The sequence below is a fragment of the Bacillus sp. AFS040349 genome (assembly GCF_002577655.1).
Lineage (GTDB): Bacteria > Bacillota > Bacilli > Bacillales > Bacillaceae > Metabacillus.
Map to the genome: position 1 here is coordinate 1 of NZ_NUMC01000048.1, position 16,179 is coordinate 16,179.

Genomic DNA, 16,179 nt, shown 5'->3' on the forward strand with positions numbered 1-16,179 from the left:
ACATCACAAAACTGTACATTTTTATGTAATCATCTTTGTTCATTATTAAATTAGCATTTATACATATATCTGCATCATATAATTGAAACCACCTTCAGAAAAAAGCACTTCGTTTTGTGTTGCAAAATCGTCCAACCGTACAAGCCTCTTATGAAGTTCGTGTTCCTCAGACTGTAGATTTGTCGCTTACTTCCTTTAAATCTCACGTTGCCATGGACACCTTGTGTTAAGCTAACTGCTACTTCTGCCTTCACAGTTCGGGAATTACACCCTCTCACATGCCAGGCGCACAATAAAACATACAGAGAACAAAGGTAAGAGAATGTAAAATATATAAGTTCTAGATTGGTTAAAGTTAAACAATATACTACAAAAAGTAAGAAGGATTATGAAAAACAGCGATGTCATCTTCTTTTGTAGCTAATCGTTGAAATTTTGCCAAGTTTCTGTCACTCCACCAAAACTTCTAACCTCAATTTTCTTCTCATTCTTTTTATTGTTTCGTATACTATCAATTTATTTCATCTTCGAGAAAGTTCTTCAAGAACATATCAACTACATCTCTGTCGCAATATTCGCAGTGTTTCGCACTGTTTGGCACCGTTTTTCACTATTCATTGACTTGTTCTGATATTAGTAAAACAATTTATAAGCTTTATTATGCTTAGCTCTGATGAATTGTACGATGTTTTTGAGAGCAAAAACATTATTAAATTAACAAATATAAAAGACCAAATCGCTAAGTGATCTGGTCTTTAAATTGATATGCAATTATTCCTATTATTTCTCCACAAAAAAATGGATGGTAATTTAATTATCAAAATCTTTAGTGAGTTTTATTAAGAATTCCTCGGTCTTATTTTTAACAAACTCAGACCTATTTCCAAAAATTTTAGAAAATGCTCCTTGTTTATCCCATTCTTCTTCAGCCATTTGCTTTGCCCTAGACTGAATTCTATTCTTATTTACAAAATCATTAAACTTATTATCATTTTCTTCAAGTTTCTTTACTAATGTTTCATCAATTTCAGACTTTATGGTTTTGTTTTGCTGTTCTAATTTTGACTCTAATTCACTAATAAGTTGATCTTTAACTAATAAATTATCTTTATATTTCTCTTCTAATTCTTGTTGATAGGTTTCTCGATTTTTCTTTTCTTCGTTAATCTGTCTATTTAATTCCTCGATAGTTTCAGACTGCTCTTCTACCTTTTTTAAGAAATCTCCAGATTCTAAAAGCTTTTGGTTACTTTGCAGAAGGTTTGATATGTCCTCCTTTAACCTAGGCCTACCATCCTCTCCCCTTTCCATAAAAATGGACATTAGCATATTTGTCATTTGCATATATTGGCGGAGCTCTTGATTTTGATCTAAGGATGGTGCATAACTATTTGACATATTATTGTTTACAGGTGTTCCAATAATACCTACAGCCGATTGTAACCCTGTCATTTTTAGTTCATCTTTTAGTAACCAAACCATCTTTAACTTCACTATAGAAAGATAGTTTAGTCTTATATATCTCGATTGTGGAGCTTCATCTGGAAGTACATAGTCTTCTAGGTTATCTATGTAATGTTTTAAAGTGCTAGCAGCTATTCGTTTATTGGAGTCTAAAATCGCTCCTGCTTCCGCGATACTATACCATCGATGTAAGTCTTCTTGGAGTGCAGCGATAAATTTATTTTCAAACATTTCTTTTTTTAATGTTGGTCGATCTTTTATTTGTGTATAAAGAGGATCGTATTTTAGTTCATCTTCTAATCTTGGGACTAAATCATTTTCATCATATAACATGTTCTTGAACCTCCTTTCAGTCTTGCTAAGTGGCTTTTCTAATTAAAATAATAAGATACGATTCGATTCGAAAAGAAACGAAGGTGGAATATGTGAATATACTAGTTATTATAGCAAATACTGCGATAAATAAAAATGAAAATAGTTTAAATGTCGATACGAAATTTATTTTAGTTTAACTTCGTATAATTTCGTATAACTTAGTAGTGAGTGGTGCTTCTACTTTTCACGTAATTAGATGAACGAAAATTAAAGAAAAAATTCGTATAGCGTTCGAAAGTGTACGAAAAAAATCGTAACTCGTTTTGGAGGTGATTGAGTTGTGGTATATCCAAGTTTTTGTGTTAATAGTGAGTTTGGGAATGTATAGGGGGCTCCTAAAAAAGAAGTAGTGTATAAAGTATTGGAATAAGTTTGTATCACACAGTAAAAGTAATAAAAAACAGAAATTCTTAAACTTAAGAAAGGGAGGCGCTCTTTAAAAAATATTGTGATGATTTCAATAACAACTGATAACCTATGATGAAAATTCAACTCGCACTGATAAACAGATACAGATATTGATTAGTTTTGCAAGTTCTCTAATAAGTCATTGCACAATTTTGGACCTTTAGCTAAAAAATAAGTAGAGGTGGAGTCTTTAATAACTCCACCTCTATATGCTGTGCTGTGTTTATTTAATTGTTCTCATATGAACCCTTTGTTTAAAGGTGTTTTATATTATTAATCATCCAAATCATCAAAATTAAGGTTATCTATATCTACTTCATAATTATTCTTGTTTTCATTTTGATCTTTTTCTTTGGTAGAAGCTACTTCTTCAAGTCCAAATTCAGCAAGGTCAATATTGAAATCATCATCGTCATCTTCATCATTAATTGATTCGATAGAAGCAGATTGGTAAATAACAGCTTTTTGTCGCTCCTGAAATTCTTCGTATTCTTTTACTAATCCTTTAGCAAGACGGGCAGGGAGACCGTCTGTTTTATAGAATGTATACACTGTAGCAGAGTGATCATTTTTTTCTTCTAAGTAACCAGTGAAAACAGTTCCACTCAAAGAAAAGGTATTCTTTTCTGTTATCTCAACACGGGCATCATCAATGAATGATGATCCTAAAGATTTTTTTTCATCTAATACTGCTAACAAACCTATATGATGAACTTTTGCTGCTACCATATCACCGTTTTCGAGTACGTTAGTTAATTCTATAGGTTGATGAAAACAGCTTCCTTCCATTGAATCTAACAACATTTCTTTAACATCATGACCATTATTTATGTTAGTTATAGGTTTAGTTAATTTATTGATTACTAATGAACCAGTGTTTTCTAAAATAATTCTTCTGAAATCTTGAGAGTCAAAGGTTACGCTAGTTCCACCACCGGTAGTCGCTGTATTTAATTCGTGGAATACTTCGCTAAAGCGTTTGTTAGCATAATCACGATAATTCTCAACATTTCCACGTTCGTTTTCAGGTAATTTTTTAAACTCATCATAAAAGTGTTGATTATCCGCAAATTTAATAAATGCAATCCCTTTAGTTTTATCTTGACCGATTTTCCAAATCCGTTGGGCAAAGTCATTAACTTGTCTCAACGCATCGGGACCGTCAGCTCGAAGGGGGAGAGTAACAACTACTCCAACTTTAATAAACTTTTCCTCAGCTTTTTTTACTGCAATCTTCATGTATTTTTTGAGGTTTTCCTTAAATTCTTTAGGTTCAATTTCACTTTGTAGTTTAACCAGTTCTTTTTTTATTAAAGGTTTATTGTTAAAATCATAAAATTCTTCTAAAGCCTTAACGATTGTTGAAGTACCTGTACCGCCACCAAGTCCAGCGAAAAATAACACTAGATCATCTGTAGGTCTTACACGCTCTTGAATAAAACCTTTCAATCGATTTTTCACGTCTTCATTTTCTTCTAAAATGGAGATAGCCTTTTGAGGGTTTTTTCCTAGACCACCTAAGTTTAGTGATACACGATTTGATTCTGTTATGTATTTCAGACCTTTTAAATCACCATCATTACTATTTAAAGCTAAGCAGTTATATACACTGTTTCCATTTTCGTTTTTTATTGAAGCGAATTCGTCAGCTATTCTAGAGCCAGCTTGTCCAAATCCTACTACCGTCATGTTTATAGCAGGGGTATTTTTTGTGAATGTTTTAGCCATTGCTTATTTCAACTCCCTTTTTGTATTTATTTCTTTTAACTATCGCTTCTGTAATTTGCCAGCCACGACTTGTCATGAAGAGAAATTTATAAGGTTTTACCTCTTCATAGTAGAGTAGTGACATATCTAAGAGTTTATCTACAATTCTCTCTGCTGCTTTCCGATCTATATTTGTGGTAACTGGTTTATATATAAAAGATTTCCCTTTTGTTACTCTTTCTTTTCTCTCCACTTGTACGTTTGACACTATGTCATTGACTGTAACTCCATGAATTCTATCAACTGAGTCTTTCTGAGATTTAAGTGTACGACCTATGTGGATGAAGACTTTTCTGCTCACGGTATCACTTTCGATAATATCCGTAAACATTTCTATTAAATCAATGGGGAATATTGCATTTTGATGCTTTCTATATTGATCCTGGTTCATGCAATCTAGTCACCTCCTGTATATTCATAGTTTACTATATATTACCTTAATGTAGTGTCTGTATCAAGACTGTATAATAAGATACTATTTAAGTGAGGAGGAATGTCAGTGCTTTTTAACCGTTGATATATATACGTTTGTTTATGGTGTCTATAATAAGAGGTTATTTTATTTATTTGTTTTATTATCTATTTATATTTTCGTAATTTGATGTATTTAAAAGAGGAAAACTCTAGTTTTTAGTTTATTTTTAGTAAAAATGTATTGAGATTCATCTGAAAATCACGTTTTTAAAATTATATAGTGTCTGTATGTAGATACTATAAAAAACCTTTATAAAATAGTACTTCTGTCTATTAAAATGAAATTTAATGATATAGAAGTGTCTTATAATAGACACTTCTATAGGACACCAAAGCAATTTTCTGTATATAAACTAATAATTCTTTACATACCAAAACATTCGCATTCTTTCGACGTGTTTCTTTTTGAACTAGTCTTTAAACAATCGTTGTTGGATACCGCATCCTTAATGATTAGAATGCGGTTTTTGTGAATCAAGCTATGAATAATTGAATTCGCAGAATTAAAACAGAATATGAAACAGAATATGAAACATATAATTGTTACTTTATGAAGTAAGTAATGAATACTAGCTATGAATTACTTATATGAATCAGCTTACTAACTATAAGTATTAGCCCATTCATAAGCTGTAATTAATTTCATATTAAATTTCATAACCTGCATAATTGTAATTTTCATAATGTAAAATTCTTAATTAACAAGAGTTTTGAGTGCTTTTTCGCATTTGTTGGTATCATTTCGTATTGAATAGATTTTATTTAGCGGAAACCGGAGGTAACTATGTAACCCCGCTTAGAGCATTTCGTTGGCTCTTAATATCCAAACTTTGTTGAACTCATTGTAGTCTACTACTCTTGACGAAATTTTTCGTAGCATTTCGTAGTACGTCGTATTGCTTAGCGAGGAGTCTATTGACATCATATATTTATATCGTTTAACGTATAGCGTATAGCTAAATAATATAGGCGGAAGACGCAATGATTTGTTCTCGTATAGTTTCGAGGATTCTTCGTTGCGTCTTTTTTATTAGGGAGGAAGTTATATGCGACTGGGTGATGAACGGGTTCAGGTAAGTAAGAGCCCAAGTAGAAATAGATCTTATGACGCCGAAAGAGTACGAAGTATGATTCATTCTAACAAGGAGATTGATTATGTTATTCTCTTGTCACTCTATCAGCACAGGGCACTAACAGCCGATCAGTTATACCAAATCGGAAAATTCAATCTTCATATCAATTCGTTGAGAAACAGATTACGGACTTTAGCTGATCGAAAGGTGCTTTCTGTTAATTCAAGAGCTGGAATAAAAAGTGTTCCTGTTTTAGTTTATTCACTGTCTTTGTATGGGCTAAGGATCTTGATTGAAGACATACTCAAAGTGAAAGAATATGTGCCGCAGCTTGATGACTATAAAGAACATTACACGCTAGATGATTTAAAAGTCAGAGGGCAACATGAACATTTTTATGAAGTGCAAGATTGGTTAAGTCTGTACCTTTCTAGACAACCTGAAAGCTTCCATTGCGAGTGGAGAAGGTATCCAATTTTCGATGATGATGAAAAAATTTCTTATAGACCAGATTGGATGATCTTTGAAAAAACAGAGGAATGGGAGGAAGAGAAAAAAATAAATCCCACATCTAATCCGCTCCTTTACCCTTATTTTTTTAGAAGGACTACTTTTGATGAGCAATTCTTGAAACCTATGGTGAGTGTCGAGTGTGACAGAGGAACCATGTCTCGCACCGAATTGGTAGACAAATGGGAAGCCTACAAAAAAGAAGGAGAGGAAATGATCAGCAAGTCGTTAGTTATGTTCTATCCAAAACAGGTCAATGGCACAACACGTCACCGTAATATAAGAGAGACTATGATTTATTCTTTTGAAAGTGAACTAATTGACGAGAAAATCCACATCTTTCAAGGTGAAAAGGAATCTACTGCCCAAGCTGTGTCTCTGTTTGTAGAGCGGGAAGGAAATGTATTGTTGAATGAACCGATGACAGACAGAAATTCAATAAGAAGCCTAGTTGAAAACTATAGGGCGGTAAATAAGAAGGCTGCTTATTTAGAAGTTATCGATGAGGTGGTTGAAAAGTTAAGGCTCCCTTTAAAGCCGGATCATATAGTGTTGATTGAAGGGGAGGAAGATGAAATACAGATAATCTTTAATGGCATGACGAATTGGGTAAATCCTATAGGTAAGGTTAGAACTATTGAGAAATGGATTAAAGAGGGTGGACTATCTATATTTCAGCAAATAAAACTTATACTTCTGTATCCTGATAACGAATCCTTCAAGCGGGATATTACCTTTGTTAGTAAATATTTGCACTATGCTTCTTATAGTGAACTAAGTGAATTAGGTTATTGGGGGAAAGTTCATAGAGAGGAAAGGAAACATAATAAAGTACAGTGGCGGGAGGTATTGCTATGAATAAGTTAAAGCCCCTGCTACGTCAAATAAAAGAAAGTCCTAAGACGCCTGATGTCGTTTCGGTTCTCTTACATGTTACGTTATTCGTGTTCCTCTATTCGTTTTTATCAATGTTGATAGTGGTATTTAGTTTGAATCTTCATTGGGACAAAGGAATCGCAATTGAAAACTTCCCGTTAGGATTAGGGTATCCTTTGTACATTTCATTTTATATGACTCCGCAAACCGCTCCACTTTGGGTAGTTGGTGTAGTGGCGTTATTAGCATTTATAAACTGGATATTAGCAACAAGGGTAAAGAGGTTCAGTAAATCAGTACCGAGAAGGACATTTAGCTTTTGTTTGTCTTGGGGTACATTGGCTGTTGTTATCTTGTTTTATATTATTCGTGAAATTAAATTTATTGGATATGACGAGTTAGTTCAGATACATGAAACGATTGATCCAGCACATGCTGCTTATTTGCATAGAGGTGCTCTTGAATTTATTGGGTATCTATTGATGGTCACACCAATAGTTATTGTTGGTCTATATGCTAGTTACTTGTATGGCAATTACAAAGAAGATGCGAATTTGCAAGAATGGTTTCGTACTTATAGGTTTGAAAGAGGATGGATTGGTCGTTTTGGAGAGGATAAAGTTAATCGACTTCCTGACATACAACTAGCTAGAAATGCTGAAACGAATGCACCAGTTATTTTAGAAGGTGAATCCCGCCAAACGGGAACCTTACTAATAGGTCCTCCTGGTTCTGGTAAAACATCTATCAAAATTAAAACAGCATACAGGCAGGATTTAGGTCATATGCAGCGGATGATAAATGAGTTTCCTAAACTTGCAAAGAAATACGGGATAGGTTCAAAAGAGTTTGAAAGGAATATGGGTAATCATTTGATTGGTACAGTCATTATTGAACCAGCCAAAGACCTTTGTGATGATGCTTATGAATTAGCTTTAGAACATAATATTCCAAGAGAGTTTATCACCTATCTAGATCCAAGCAACCCTGATACTCCAGGATTCAATGCGATGATCGGTCCAACCGCTCAGGTAGTTGAAACCATAACAAGTGTGCTAGAAGCGATAGCTCAGACGAATAATGAGTTTTTCCGTCAAGCGGCACGAGCTGTTTTGAAACATTATGTTTACCTTCTAAAGTTTTACAAAGGCAATGAGGCTACAATTCCAATGCTTGATGATATGTATCAAGATCCAAGAATGGTTATGGATATGGTTGAATCCATTGAAAAGACGATACCTCCTGAAAATGTAGTAAAAGAAATGAAGCAAGATGATGTCATTCATTGGATGATAGTAAAAAAGATTGTTAAATGGTTTAAAAATGAAGGGCTACGAGTACAAAAAGATCGTGATGGTACGGTTGAAAAGTACCCAAGGGGACATGAGCATGAAGGGAAGGTAGTAGTAGAAGATTTGCAATTTGAGTTTACAAGGCAAACTCGAAATCTGTTGTCTGATATTACCAAGAACCCTTATCTTGCGAGAATTTTGCTTGCTAAGAATGAAGTTGACCTTGATCGATTAATGAGTAAAGGAGGCATCTTACTTGTTAATACCGATGATGGAAATTTACAAGATCTTAGTGATACGTTTGGGAAGCTGGTTTTACTATGCGTTCAGAATGCCATTTTTAGAAGAAGCGGTACAGAGAACACAAGACCAATCGTATCGTTCTATGCTGATGAATTCTATGATTATATGAATGAGAAGTTCTTAAAATTAACTGGTAAGGCTAGGAAGTATAAGTTTGCTCCTCTAGTAGCTTGTCAATCTCTTACACAGTTTGGTGTTAAATTTGGTAAGGAATTTACAGAAAGTATGTTAGGGACAATACGTAACACTATAGTTTATGGTGGTGTTTCGAAATATGATGCTGAACTGTTAAGCGTGTATCTAGGAAAAACAGTAGTTGAAGAAATACAGGTGAGAGAGAGCTACACTCCTGACAATATGGATAATCCTAGTTTTGGATATTCAGAGAGTACAGTAAGAACAGAAAAAGACCTTGCTTCTGTAGATGATATTATGTTCCAAGAGTTCCGCTATTCTTATATACGTATGGTACAAGAGAAATCTAGTAAACGAGCTATACGAGCGGAAGGTGATTTTGTAGATACGTCAGAAGCGGATAAGTGGAAGAAGTCTCTTGATTCAGAAGCGGTAAACTTCTTCATGGACTATTGGAAGAAAGAAGTGAATGTTTCTGAAGCATTAGTTATTCCAGAAGATGATGAACAAGAAGATTCGGCCAGTGTATTAAAAAAGGAACTATTATCTTTTGATAAAGAGCAAAAGGTTGTTAAAGAAGAGCATAACCGTTTTAAACATTCCCAACATAAAGGTCAAGAAATTACTGAGGAAAATTATGAAGTAGAAGATGTAAAAGAGGAATCACAACAAGAGGAAAAAGTAAATTATAGTGTAGGTAAAATTAACAGTAAGCCTGTTTCTTTAAATGATCAAGAACAGAAAGATAATTCAATCTTTGATGATGTACCTAAAGAGGATCTTGAATATCTCCAAGAAAAAAGGGAACATCAAACTCCTTCCGCTGACTTAAAAAGGCATACTGTCAGTTTTAGTCATGCATTTGGGCAAAAAACAAGGCAAAATGATGAAGGAAGTGTAGCTGTCTCTAAGAAAGCAGCTCCAGCGTCGTTCACTGCTATGATGAAAGAACAGAAGACTTCATCTCCATTAGAACAAGTTACTGTTGTGCAGGACGAAAAGTATGAACATGCTACACAAGAGCTAAAGAGTGTTGAATTAGGTAATGAAAGCATGGAATTACTTAAAAAGATTATGAGTAAAAAGAATGGAAATTAGTAGTTGCACAAATGGGATTTATGGTCTATTCTTACAGTAAGTTAAATAAATTATGTGAATCAAATATAGGAATTATAGGCGGAAGACGCATAGTTCCCTTGTTTTATTAAAACAGGGGGATTGTGCGTCTTTTTTTATTTCCATCAGGAGGTTGAAGTATGAACAAGATATTACTGGAAATGTTGAAGGAATCGAGAGAACGTAAATGGGTTCAATACGGAGAAGTGGAATCGATCAGAAAGGTATCGGTTGGGGGAAAAGAGGACGAGCTAATCGTTATCCTTTATCAAGGAGAGAAGGTCTATTGTAAAAGGGAAGATTTCATTGAACGTGATATAGCCAATCTAAATGGATTTATTCAAACGAGAGTACCTTTTATTGTTATGGAAGTAACAGATGAAGTAGTAAGTGTAAGTCGTATTGCTGCATTAAAACGAGTAGCACAAGAATTTACTGAAAGTGTAAAAATAGGTGATCGAGTACAAGGGACAGTAACAGGTGTGAGTGATAAAAATGTTGTTTACTTAGAGGTTCAAGGTTATCCATGTATTATTCCACCGGAAGAATGGGATATTCGTCGCTCTACTAATCTTAGAGAAACTGTACCTGTTGGAACAGTATTGGAAGTTGAGGTATTAACGATTTCCCGCTTAGAAAACGAAGGAGAGCAGAATCTACCGTATCGTATTAGGTTAAGCCGTAAAGCTTTAATTAAAAACGAGAAAGAAGCTATTTGGGAAAGTATAGAAGATCATTATAAAGTTGGTGATTATATTGGCTTTAAAATAACTGGTCAAGCCCCTGGATACAATTCATATTACTGTGAAACTGCTAGTGGTATAAATCTAATTGGTAATCTAAATAGAAGGTTAAGAGATCGTTATAACGATTACTTACCTCCTGGTGTTCAAGCAAAAGGGGAAATTCGTTTTTTAGATAAGAAAGGCAAACGAGGAAAAATTCTTATCAATCAAGTAGAAGCTAATTTTGCGAACTTATTAAATAAACGCAGCTTTGGCGCATTCTAGTCCTTATGAATGTTTGGAGAACAAAAGAAGGGAGTATCCCTTTACTTGACGATCCTTCTCTAAAAATCACCATGTTTCGTTGGTCTCGAAGGCCAGATATTCAGTTAGATATTATTCAGCAACGAATAGAAACTGGACAAATATCTGAATTGGATATAGATATAGCTGTTACATTAGCAAATGCTAAGGTTCTTACTGAAAAGCAGATCCGCTACTTATACCGGAATGTAGTTGATAAAGGTCATAAACTAGGTACTCGGTTACGTGTGCTGCAACAAAACGGTTGGTTAGAAGGATGGAAGCTTGAGAACGAGTCGAATGAAAGAGAGTATGTTTGGACAATTGGAGTAGCTGCTAAGAATTTTCTTGGTTATGCAATGGGTTTGCAAAACCTTCCTAATCCGCTTCATTTCGCTAGTTCTATAGGTGAGCAGTTACATTATCCTGCTATTAACGAGATCCGAATCAAGCTTTTGGAAAAAGGATTACTAAAGAAAGAACGATTTGAATTTTACCCTTTTATAGCACCAGAATTTGAACCTCCTCATGCGGTCTTTCAAATTGATACACCGCTAGGGAAAATGGAGTTCATTGTGGAACGGTTACAACAAAAAAGTAAGCCGCTACGATTTTTAAAACGAAAACTATCACAGTATAAATCGTATTTTGCTAAACATGAAAAGTTACCAACTGTCTATGATGATTCAACTCAGAGTATTCTTGTTTGGAGTATAGCAAGCGAGGAAGGAATTGATTCATTAGTTTCCTCTTACAGTAATTTTGAGCAAGAATTTATGCAACTGTTTTTAGTAGATGAGTATTTAGAAGATCTGAGAACTGGATGGAGATTAGCGAGACCGCTTGAAGGTAATCAATCAGAAATACAGATATTTGATATGGATTTCATGTGAGTAAGTAATTGGAGGACATTATCAATTATGCAAACAGTGATTTTCATCCTTTTATAGGTCCAATAAAAAGTTCTTCAATGTGCGTTGCAGACAGTTAACAAACAACTTTTAAAGAATAGGAGTCATCTTGTATTTTAGAAGTGCTAAATGATTAACCGGAGGATAAAGAATGAAAAAGAGAATTAATAAAAATCTCTTCCTTGGTATTTTCTTCTTCATATTGTTTATAGCAGCAATTGTTGTATCTGAAACGGGTGTTCTAGGAAAAATAAATACAGTTACAGTAGTAATGGCTAATACAAAGATTGAAAAAGATACGATACTTTCAGAAGAGAATGTTATTTTAGCGGAATATCCCCGCGAATTAATAACGGATGATATGTACAGACATATAAGTGATGTAGTTGGAAAAACTGCTGTTCAAACAATTCAACCAAGTGCATTTATAGATAGAGATTATCTAGACCAATCGTTATTAAAACCTACTAAGGATCATGAATTTTTCCCAATACCGAACAATTGGCTAGTTAAATTACAAGGAACTATTCGTAGATATGATCTAATTAATATTTCAGCCGTTTATGTAGGTACTGGTCAAGATACAGGAGCGGTATTACAACAAAATGTTAAAAATGAATATGTGTTAGAGAATGTTCCAGTAGCTTATGTGAAGGGTAGCAGAAACCAAGAAGTGTCAGGGCTAACTTCACAAAATGATCGATTAAATGGAAATCAGAATGCGGCACAGATTGAGCTTAGTTTAACTTTAGAAGACTTTAAGGTACTAGAAAAATTAACTAAAGAAGGTTATCAGTTTGTATTGAGTTATTAAGGAGGATTTTATGAAAGTTGCAATCTACCAACCTAGTGAATTGTTAAAACGAATTGCTCTTTTAACTAGTCAGTTTGATGATCCTGCTCTAGAAATACAGTCATTAGATGATTTAGGGAAAGAGCGTCGAGTTGAAGCTTTATTACTAGAAAGAGGGGATATGTCCGCTCATGATGTTTTATTACTTCGTGAGAAGTTTCCCCTGCTTAAAATTTTAATTATATATGATGAATATGATGAGTTTTTCAATAAGTCGTGTATCACTCATGATGTTCATAGTTTATCAAAGCAAATTGGCGAAAAAGAAATTCTTCGAATATTACAAGTGGAATGGTTCGGGTTAGAGGAAGCGACAGAGTTTCAAAATGTAGTTGCTATACACGGGACACATCGTCAGGTGGGTACAACACAAATTGCTCTTTCCATTGGAAATACGTTAGCTGAATTGAATTATAAAGTAGCTGTACTAGGGTTGAATCCTTATAATCCAGGTGAACTCCGTCCTTATAAGACTAAATATTCTTTGGATCAAGTATATGACTTATTAGAAGGTGGCGTTATTAAAAACGGTGACGATCTAAAGAAATATATGCTTGAAATCGGTAAATTACATTACTTGGTTGGCAATGCAGATTTTTATAAGAGCCCTCAATTTGAGAAGGAACCAATTGAGCATTTAATTGATGTAGCAAAATCGTATTTTGATGTTGTGGTACTCGATGTTGGTAGCTTTTATGATAGTTTTCTTGCAATTACAGCCTTGGAAAGATCAAATACTCATATCTTAGTAGCTACTCAAGAAAATCTATCAATTAATGAATATAACCGTTGGAAAAAGCAATTTTTAAGTAGATTTAGTTTCCATCCTAAAAATTCTTATATGGTAGTGAACAAATATGCTTCAAATGCAATTATTACACCAAAGCAGTTAGAACAAACTCATAATACTAATCTACTAGCTCAAATACCGTACTTTCCTGAAGCAGCGGATGCTGAGTATGAAGAAGGGATTCTATCAAGAGCTGGTTATAAAGCATATTTTAAAGTGATTGAAGGTTTAGCTAAATCGGTAGCAAATGATGTGATGAATTTTAAAGAAGACAAATCTAAATCGTTCTTTGGTCGTTTAAAGAAAGGACGTGCTAGGGCGTGAGTGAAGTTGAGTTTGTACCATTAGCCCGAAGAAGAGCATTAGACGTAAAACAATTCACAAAAGATGACAATAACCAAGTTTCGTTTAATAGAAGTGATGAGTTTTATGATGTTTGTAGAAAAGCAAAAGAATACTTGTATGAGGTATATGATCGCAAAGTTGATATGAAATCAAGAAATGAAACAGAAGAGGATTATGTCATGATCTATCATGAAGCTATGAGAGGGAGAACGGATGCAGTCAACCTCATAAAAAAACATATAGACTCTTTTATTTCTAATAACGGATTAAGGGAATGTCGTTTTCCTGAGTATTACCCGTCTTTACTTGATGGAATATTTGAAGAAGAGTTTGGCTGGGGTCCATTGTCAGCATTCAAAAACGAATTGGAATGTGAAGGGGCACAGGTATTAGGAACAAAGATTAAATTTAAACGTTCATGGGGTTATGAGCTGCTGCCGTTTCGTTTTTCTTCAGTAGAAAAGGTCCTTGAATTATGTGATAGATTTGCAAATATGCACGCAAACACAAATCTCAATAGCTATTCTAAGCCCGAGCTTGAAACATCAACAATCGATGGTATACGTGTATCTATCATGATTCCGAATAGAACATATAAAGATCCTGTTATTACGTTACGTCGTAAAACAATTAAGGATTATTCATTTGAGAACTTAGCAATCTATAGAACATTTCCATTTGAAGCAATTCCGCTCTTAAAAAGTTTATCGAAAATAAGAGTGAATGCAATCATAGCGGGTCCTCCGGGGTCTGGTAAAAGTACAATGCTACAAGCATTTATGAATGAAATGTTCTGCGAAAAAAGAAATGGAAAAATAATTCCTGAACCAGTTAATACGATATTCGCAGAATCACATCCGGAGTTTGATGTAGAAGAAATATTTCCAGATGCAAATGTCACTCATGTAATCGGTCGAGGTAAGGACTTTGAGGACAGCATTGGAGCAAGCGTCCTTCGTCATGATATTGTTCGTGTAATATTAGGAGAAATTCGGGAACACGAAGTAGGGTTATACAAAAGATCTGGAGTACAAGGAATAAAACAAGTTATTGGAACTCTTCATGACTTAGATCCAATCGACATCCCAGATATTTTGACGTCTCTATATCTCCAGTACTTTGACAATAATTCTACTCAAGCATCTGTGTACAACACGTTTGCTCGTAACTTACATTATTCCTTATCAATGGATGAGTTCTTACAATTTGATGATATTGGAGAGAGTGTATTAAACAAGAAGGCTTCTAGTATTCAATTGTATGACTTTAACAGTAATACAGGAGAACTATTAATGTATAAAATCATGGATTATAAGCATGAAGAGGACTCTTGGGTATTCTCGACTGAAATACCTGATCGATTCGAAAGGATTGCCTCGAAGTATCATAGGGCAGAGTTTGAAACATTTAAGACTGTGCTGGCTGAACTTGAAGAAAGATGGCCAATGGAGAAAGAAAACACAATTGAATCAAGTGGTAAGAAAGTAGAGGTATTATCGTGAGTGCATATCTTGAATATCTTATCCGCTACAGTAACTACATTATTGGTGGAATAGGTCTGATCCTCATCATCATGTCTCTAGGCTTCAGTCCAAAGAAAACAAGAGAGCGCTTTAGAGTTATGAGGGACCTAAAATACCAATCTTATTCAAGTCAATGGATGAAGTATGATTTCTTGCGGAGATATAACCATTTATTATCTGCATCATTGAAAAGCTATCGTTATGAGTACTTTGCAAAGTTCGTCATTGTGCAGCTATTAATCTTTCTAGGATTGCTGATATTTGGGTCATTCTTTATGCAGTCGATTTGGTATGGGCTGATTACATCATTAACATTTGTGTATGTTTTCCCAATTACGTTCTTTTATATGAAACACAAACAAGTACAAGGGCTGTTACAAAACGAAGTGATTGATTCGGTCATTACCTTATTACAGTCCTATCAGAGAAACCAACATAATATGTTATATGCTCTTAAGGACGTATCAGATTCATTAGAAGGTAAGACAAAAGCGGTGTATTCAAAGCTGTTCGCCAGAATGCATGATCGTGATGAAATTAAAATACTAGCAAGTGAAACATTTGCCTTTCAATTAGGTAGTTTACGAGGCAAGAATATTTCAACGACAATCTTAAAGGCTTGTAAAGATGGATTGATTGTTGAAACTCTTTTACAGGATTTAATTGTAGATATGACTGAACAAAATAAGGTGCTTAGGGACGCAGAATCAGAAGCTAGAGAAGCTGCAATTTTGGGGTATGCACCGCTACCATTAACTTTTTTATTCCTATATCTAAATGAAGCTTTTCTCATACCTGGTGGAAACTCTCTGAAATATCAATTTGGGACTCCACAGGGAATTCAATCATTCGTTATCTCGATTATTTTTGGGATAGTTGGTCTCGGTTTAGCCATTCTTGTGAAGAAGCCAAAGAAACAATAAGGGAGTGAACATA

Annotated in this window: 11 protein-coding genes; 8 read left to right on the forward strand and 3 right to left on the reverse strand. The window is 34.4% G+C overall.

Annotation, left to right across the window (positions count from 1 at the left end):
* Positions 1-810: 810 nt before the first annotated feature.
* The 3 genes from COD11_RS11475 to COD11_RS11485 all read right to left on the reverse strand — a co-directional run bounded on the left by COD11_RS11475 (position 811) and on the right by COD11_RS11485 (position 4,405).
* Entirely contained in the window at positions 811-1,797 is a 987-nt protein-coding gene (locus COD11_RS11475; RefSeq protein WP_098797062.1) for a hypothetical protein, read from the reverse strand.
* Positions 1,798-2,520: 723 nt separating this feature from the next.
* A complete protein-coding gene (locus tag COD11_RS11480) occupies positions 2,521-3,975 on the reverse strand; it encodes a hypothetical protein (protein ID WP_098797063.1) in 1,455 nt (484 codons plus the stop codon).
* Positions 3,968-4,405 (reverse strand): hypothetical protein, encoded by a 438-nt coding sequence (locus COD11_RS11485; protein WP_098797064.1) that lies wholly within the window; start codon positions 4,403-4,405, stop codon positions 3,968-3,970. Before COD11_RS11485 ends, COD11_RS11480 begins: the two co-directional genes overlap by 8 nt.
* A 1,444-nt stretch (positions 4,406-5,849) precedes the next feature.
* Between COD11_RS11485 and COD11_RS11490 the strand changes: the two genes are divergently transcribed.
* The 8 genes from COD11_RS11490 to COD11_RS11525 all read left to right on the forward strand — a co-directional run bounded on the left by COD11_RS11490 (position 5,850) and on the right by COD11_RS11525 (position 16,166).
* Positions 5,850-6,929, forward strand: coding sequence for a hypothetical protein (locus tag COD11_RS11490; protein ID WP_483296288.1), 1,080 nt, complete (start codon positions 5,850-5,852; stop codon positions 6,927-6,929).
* Positions 6,926-9,775 (forward strand): type IV secretory system conjugative DNA transfer family protein, encoded by a 2,850-nt coding sequence (locus COD11_RS11495; protein WP_098797066.1) that lies wholly within the window; start codon positions 6,926-6,928, stop codon positions 9,773-9,775. Before COD11_RS11490 ends, COD11_RS11495 begins: the two co-directional genes overlap by 4 nt.
* Positions 9,776-9,933: 158 nt before the next feature.
* The gene (locus tag COD11_RS11500) at positions 9,934-10,803 is read left to right on the forward strand and encodes a hypothetical protein (RefSeq protein WP_098797067.1); all 870 of its coding nucleotides are present in this window, start codon (positions 9,934-9,936) and stop codon (positions 10,801-10,803) included.
* 5 nt (positions 10,804-10,808) lie between these two features.
* A complete protein-coding gene (locus tag COD11_RS11505; protein ID WP_098797068.1) occupies positions 10,809-11,714 on the forward strand; it encodes a hypothetical protein in 906 nt (301 codons plus the stop codon).
* A gap of 169 nt (positions 11,715-11,883) precedes the next feature.
* Positions 11,884-12,546 carry an SAF domain-containing protein gene (locus COD11_RS11510; protein ID WP_098797069.1) on the forward strand — a complete coding sequence of 221 codons (663 nt, stop codon included), beginning with the start codon at positions 11,884-11,886 and terminating at the stop codon, positions 12,544-12,546.
* A gap of 10 nt (positions 12,547-12,556) precedes the next feature.
* Positions 12,557-13,699, forward strand: coding sequence for a CpaE/TadZ family protein (locus tag COD11_RS11515; protein WP_098797070.1), 1,143 nt, complete (start codon positions 12,557-12,559; stop codon positions 13,697-13,699).
* Positions 13,696-15,222 carry an ATPase, T2SS/T4P/T4SS family gene (locus tag COD11_RS11520; RefSeq protein ID WP_098797071.1) on the forward strand — a complete coding sequence of 509 codons (1,527 nt, stop codon included), beginning with the start codon at positions 13,696-13,698 and terminating at the stop codon, positions 15,220-15,222. Before COD11_RS11515 ends, COD11_RS11520 begins: the two co-directional genes overlap by 4 nt.
* The gene (locus tag COD11_RS11525; protein ID WP_098797072.1) at positions 15,219-16,166 is read left to right on the forward strand and encodes a hypothetical protein; all 948 of its coding nucleotides are present in this window, start codon (positions 15,219-15,221) and stop codon (positions 16,164-16,166) included. The genes COD11_RS11520 and COD11_RS11525 overlap by 4 nt, the downstream gene beginning before the upstream one ends.
* Positions 16,167-16,179 lie beyond the last annotated feature (13 nt).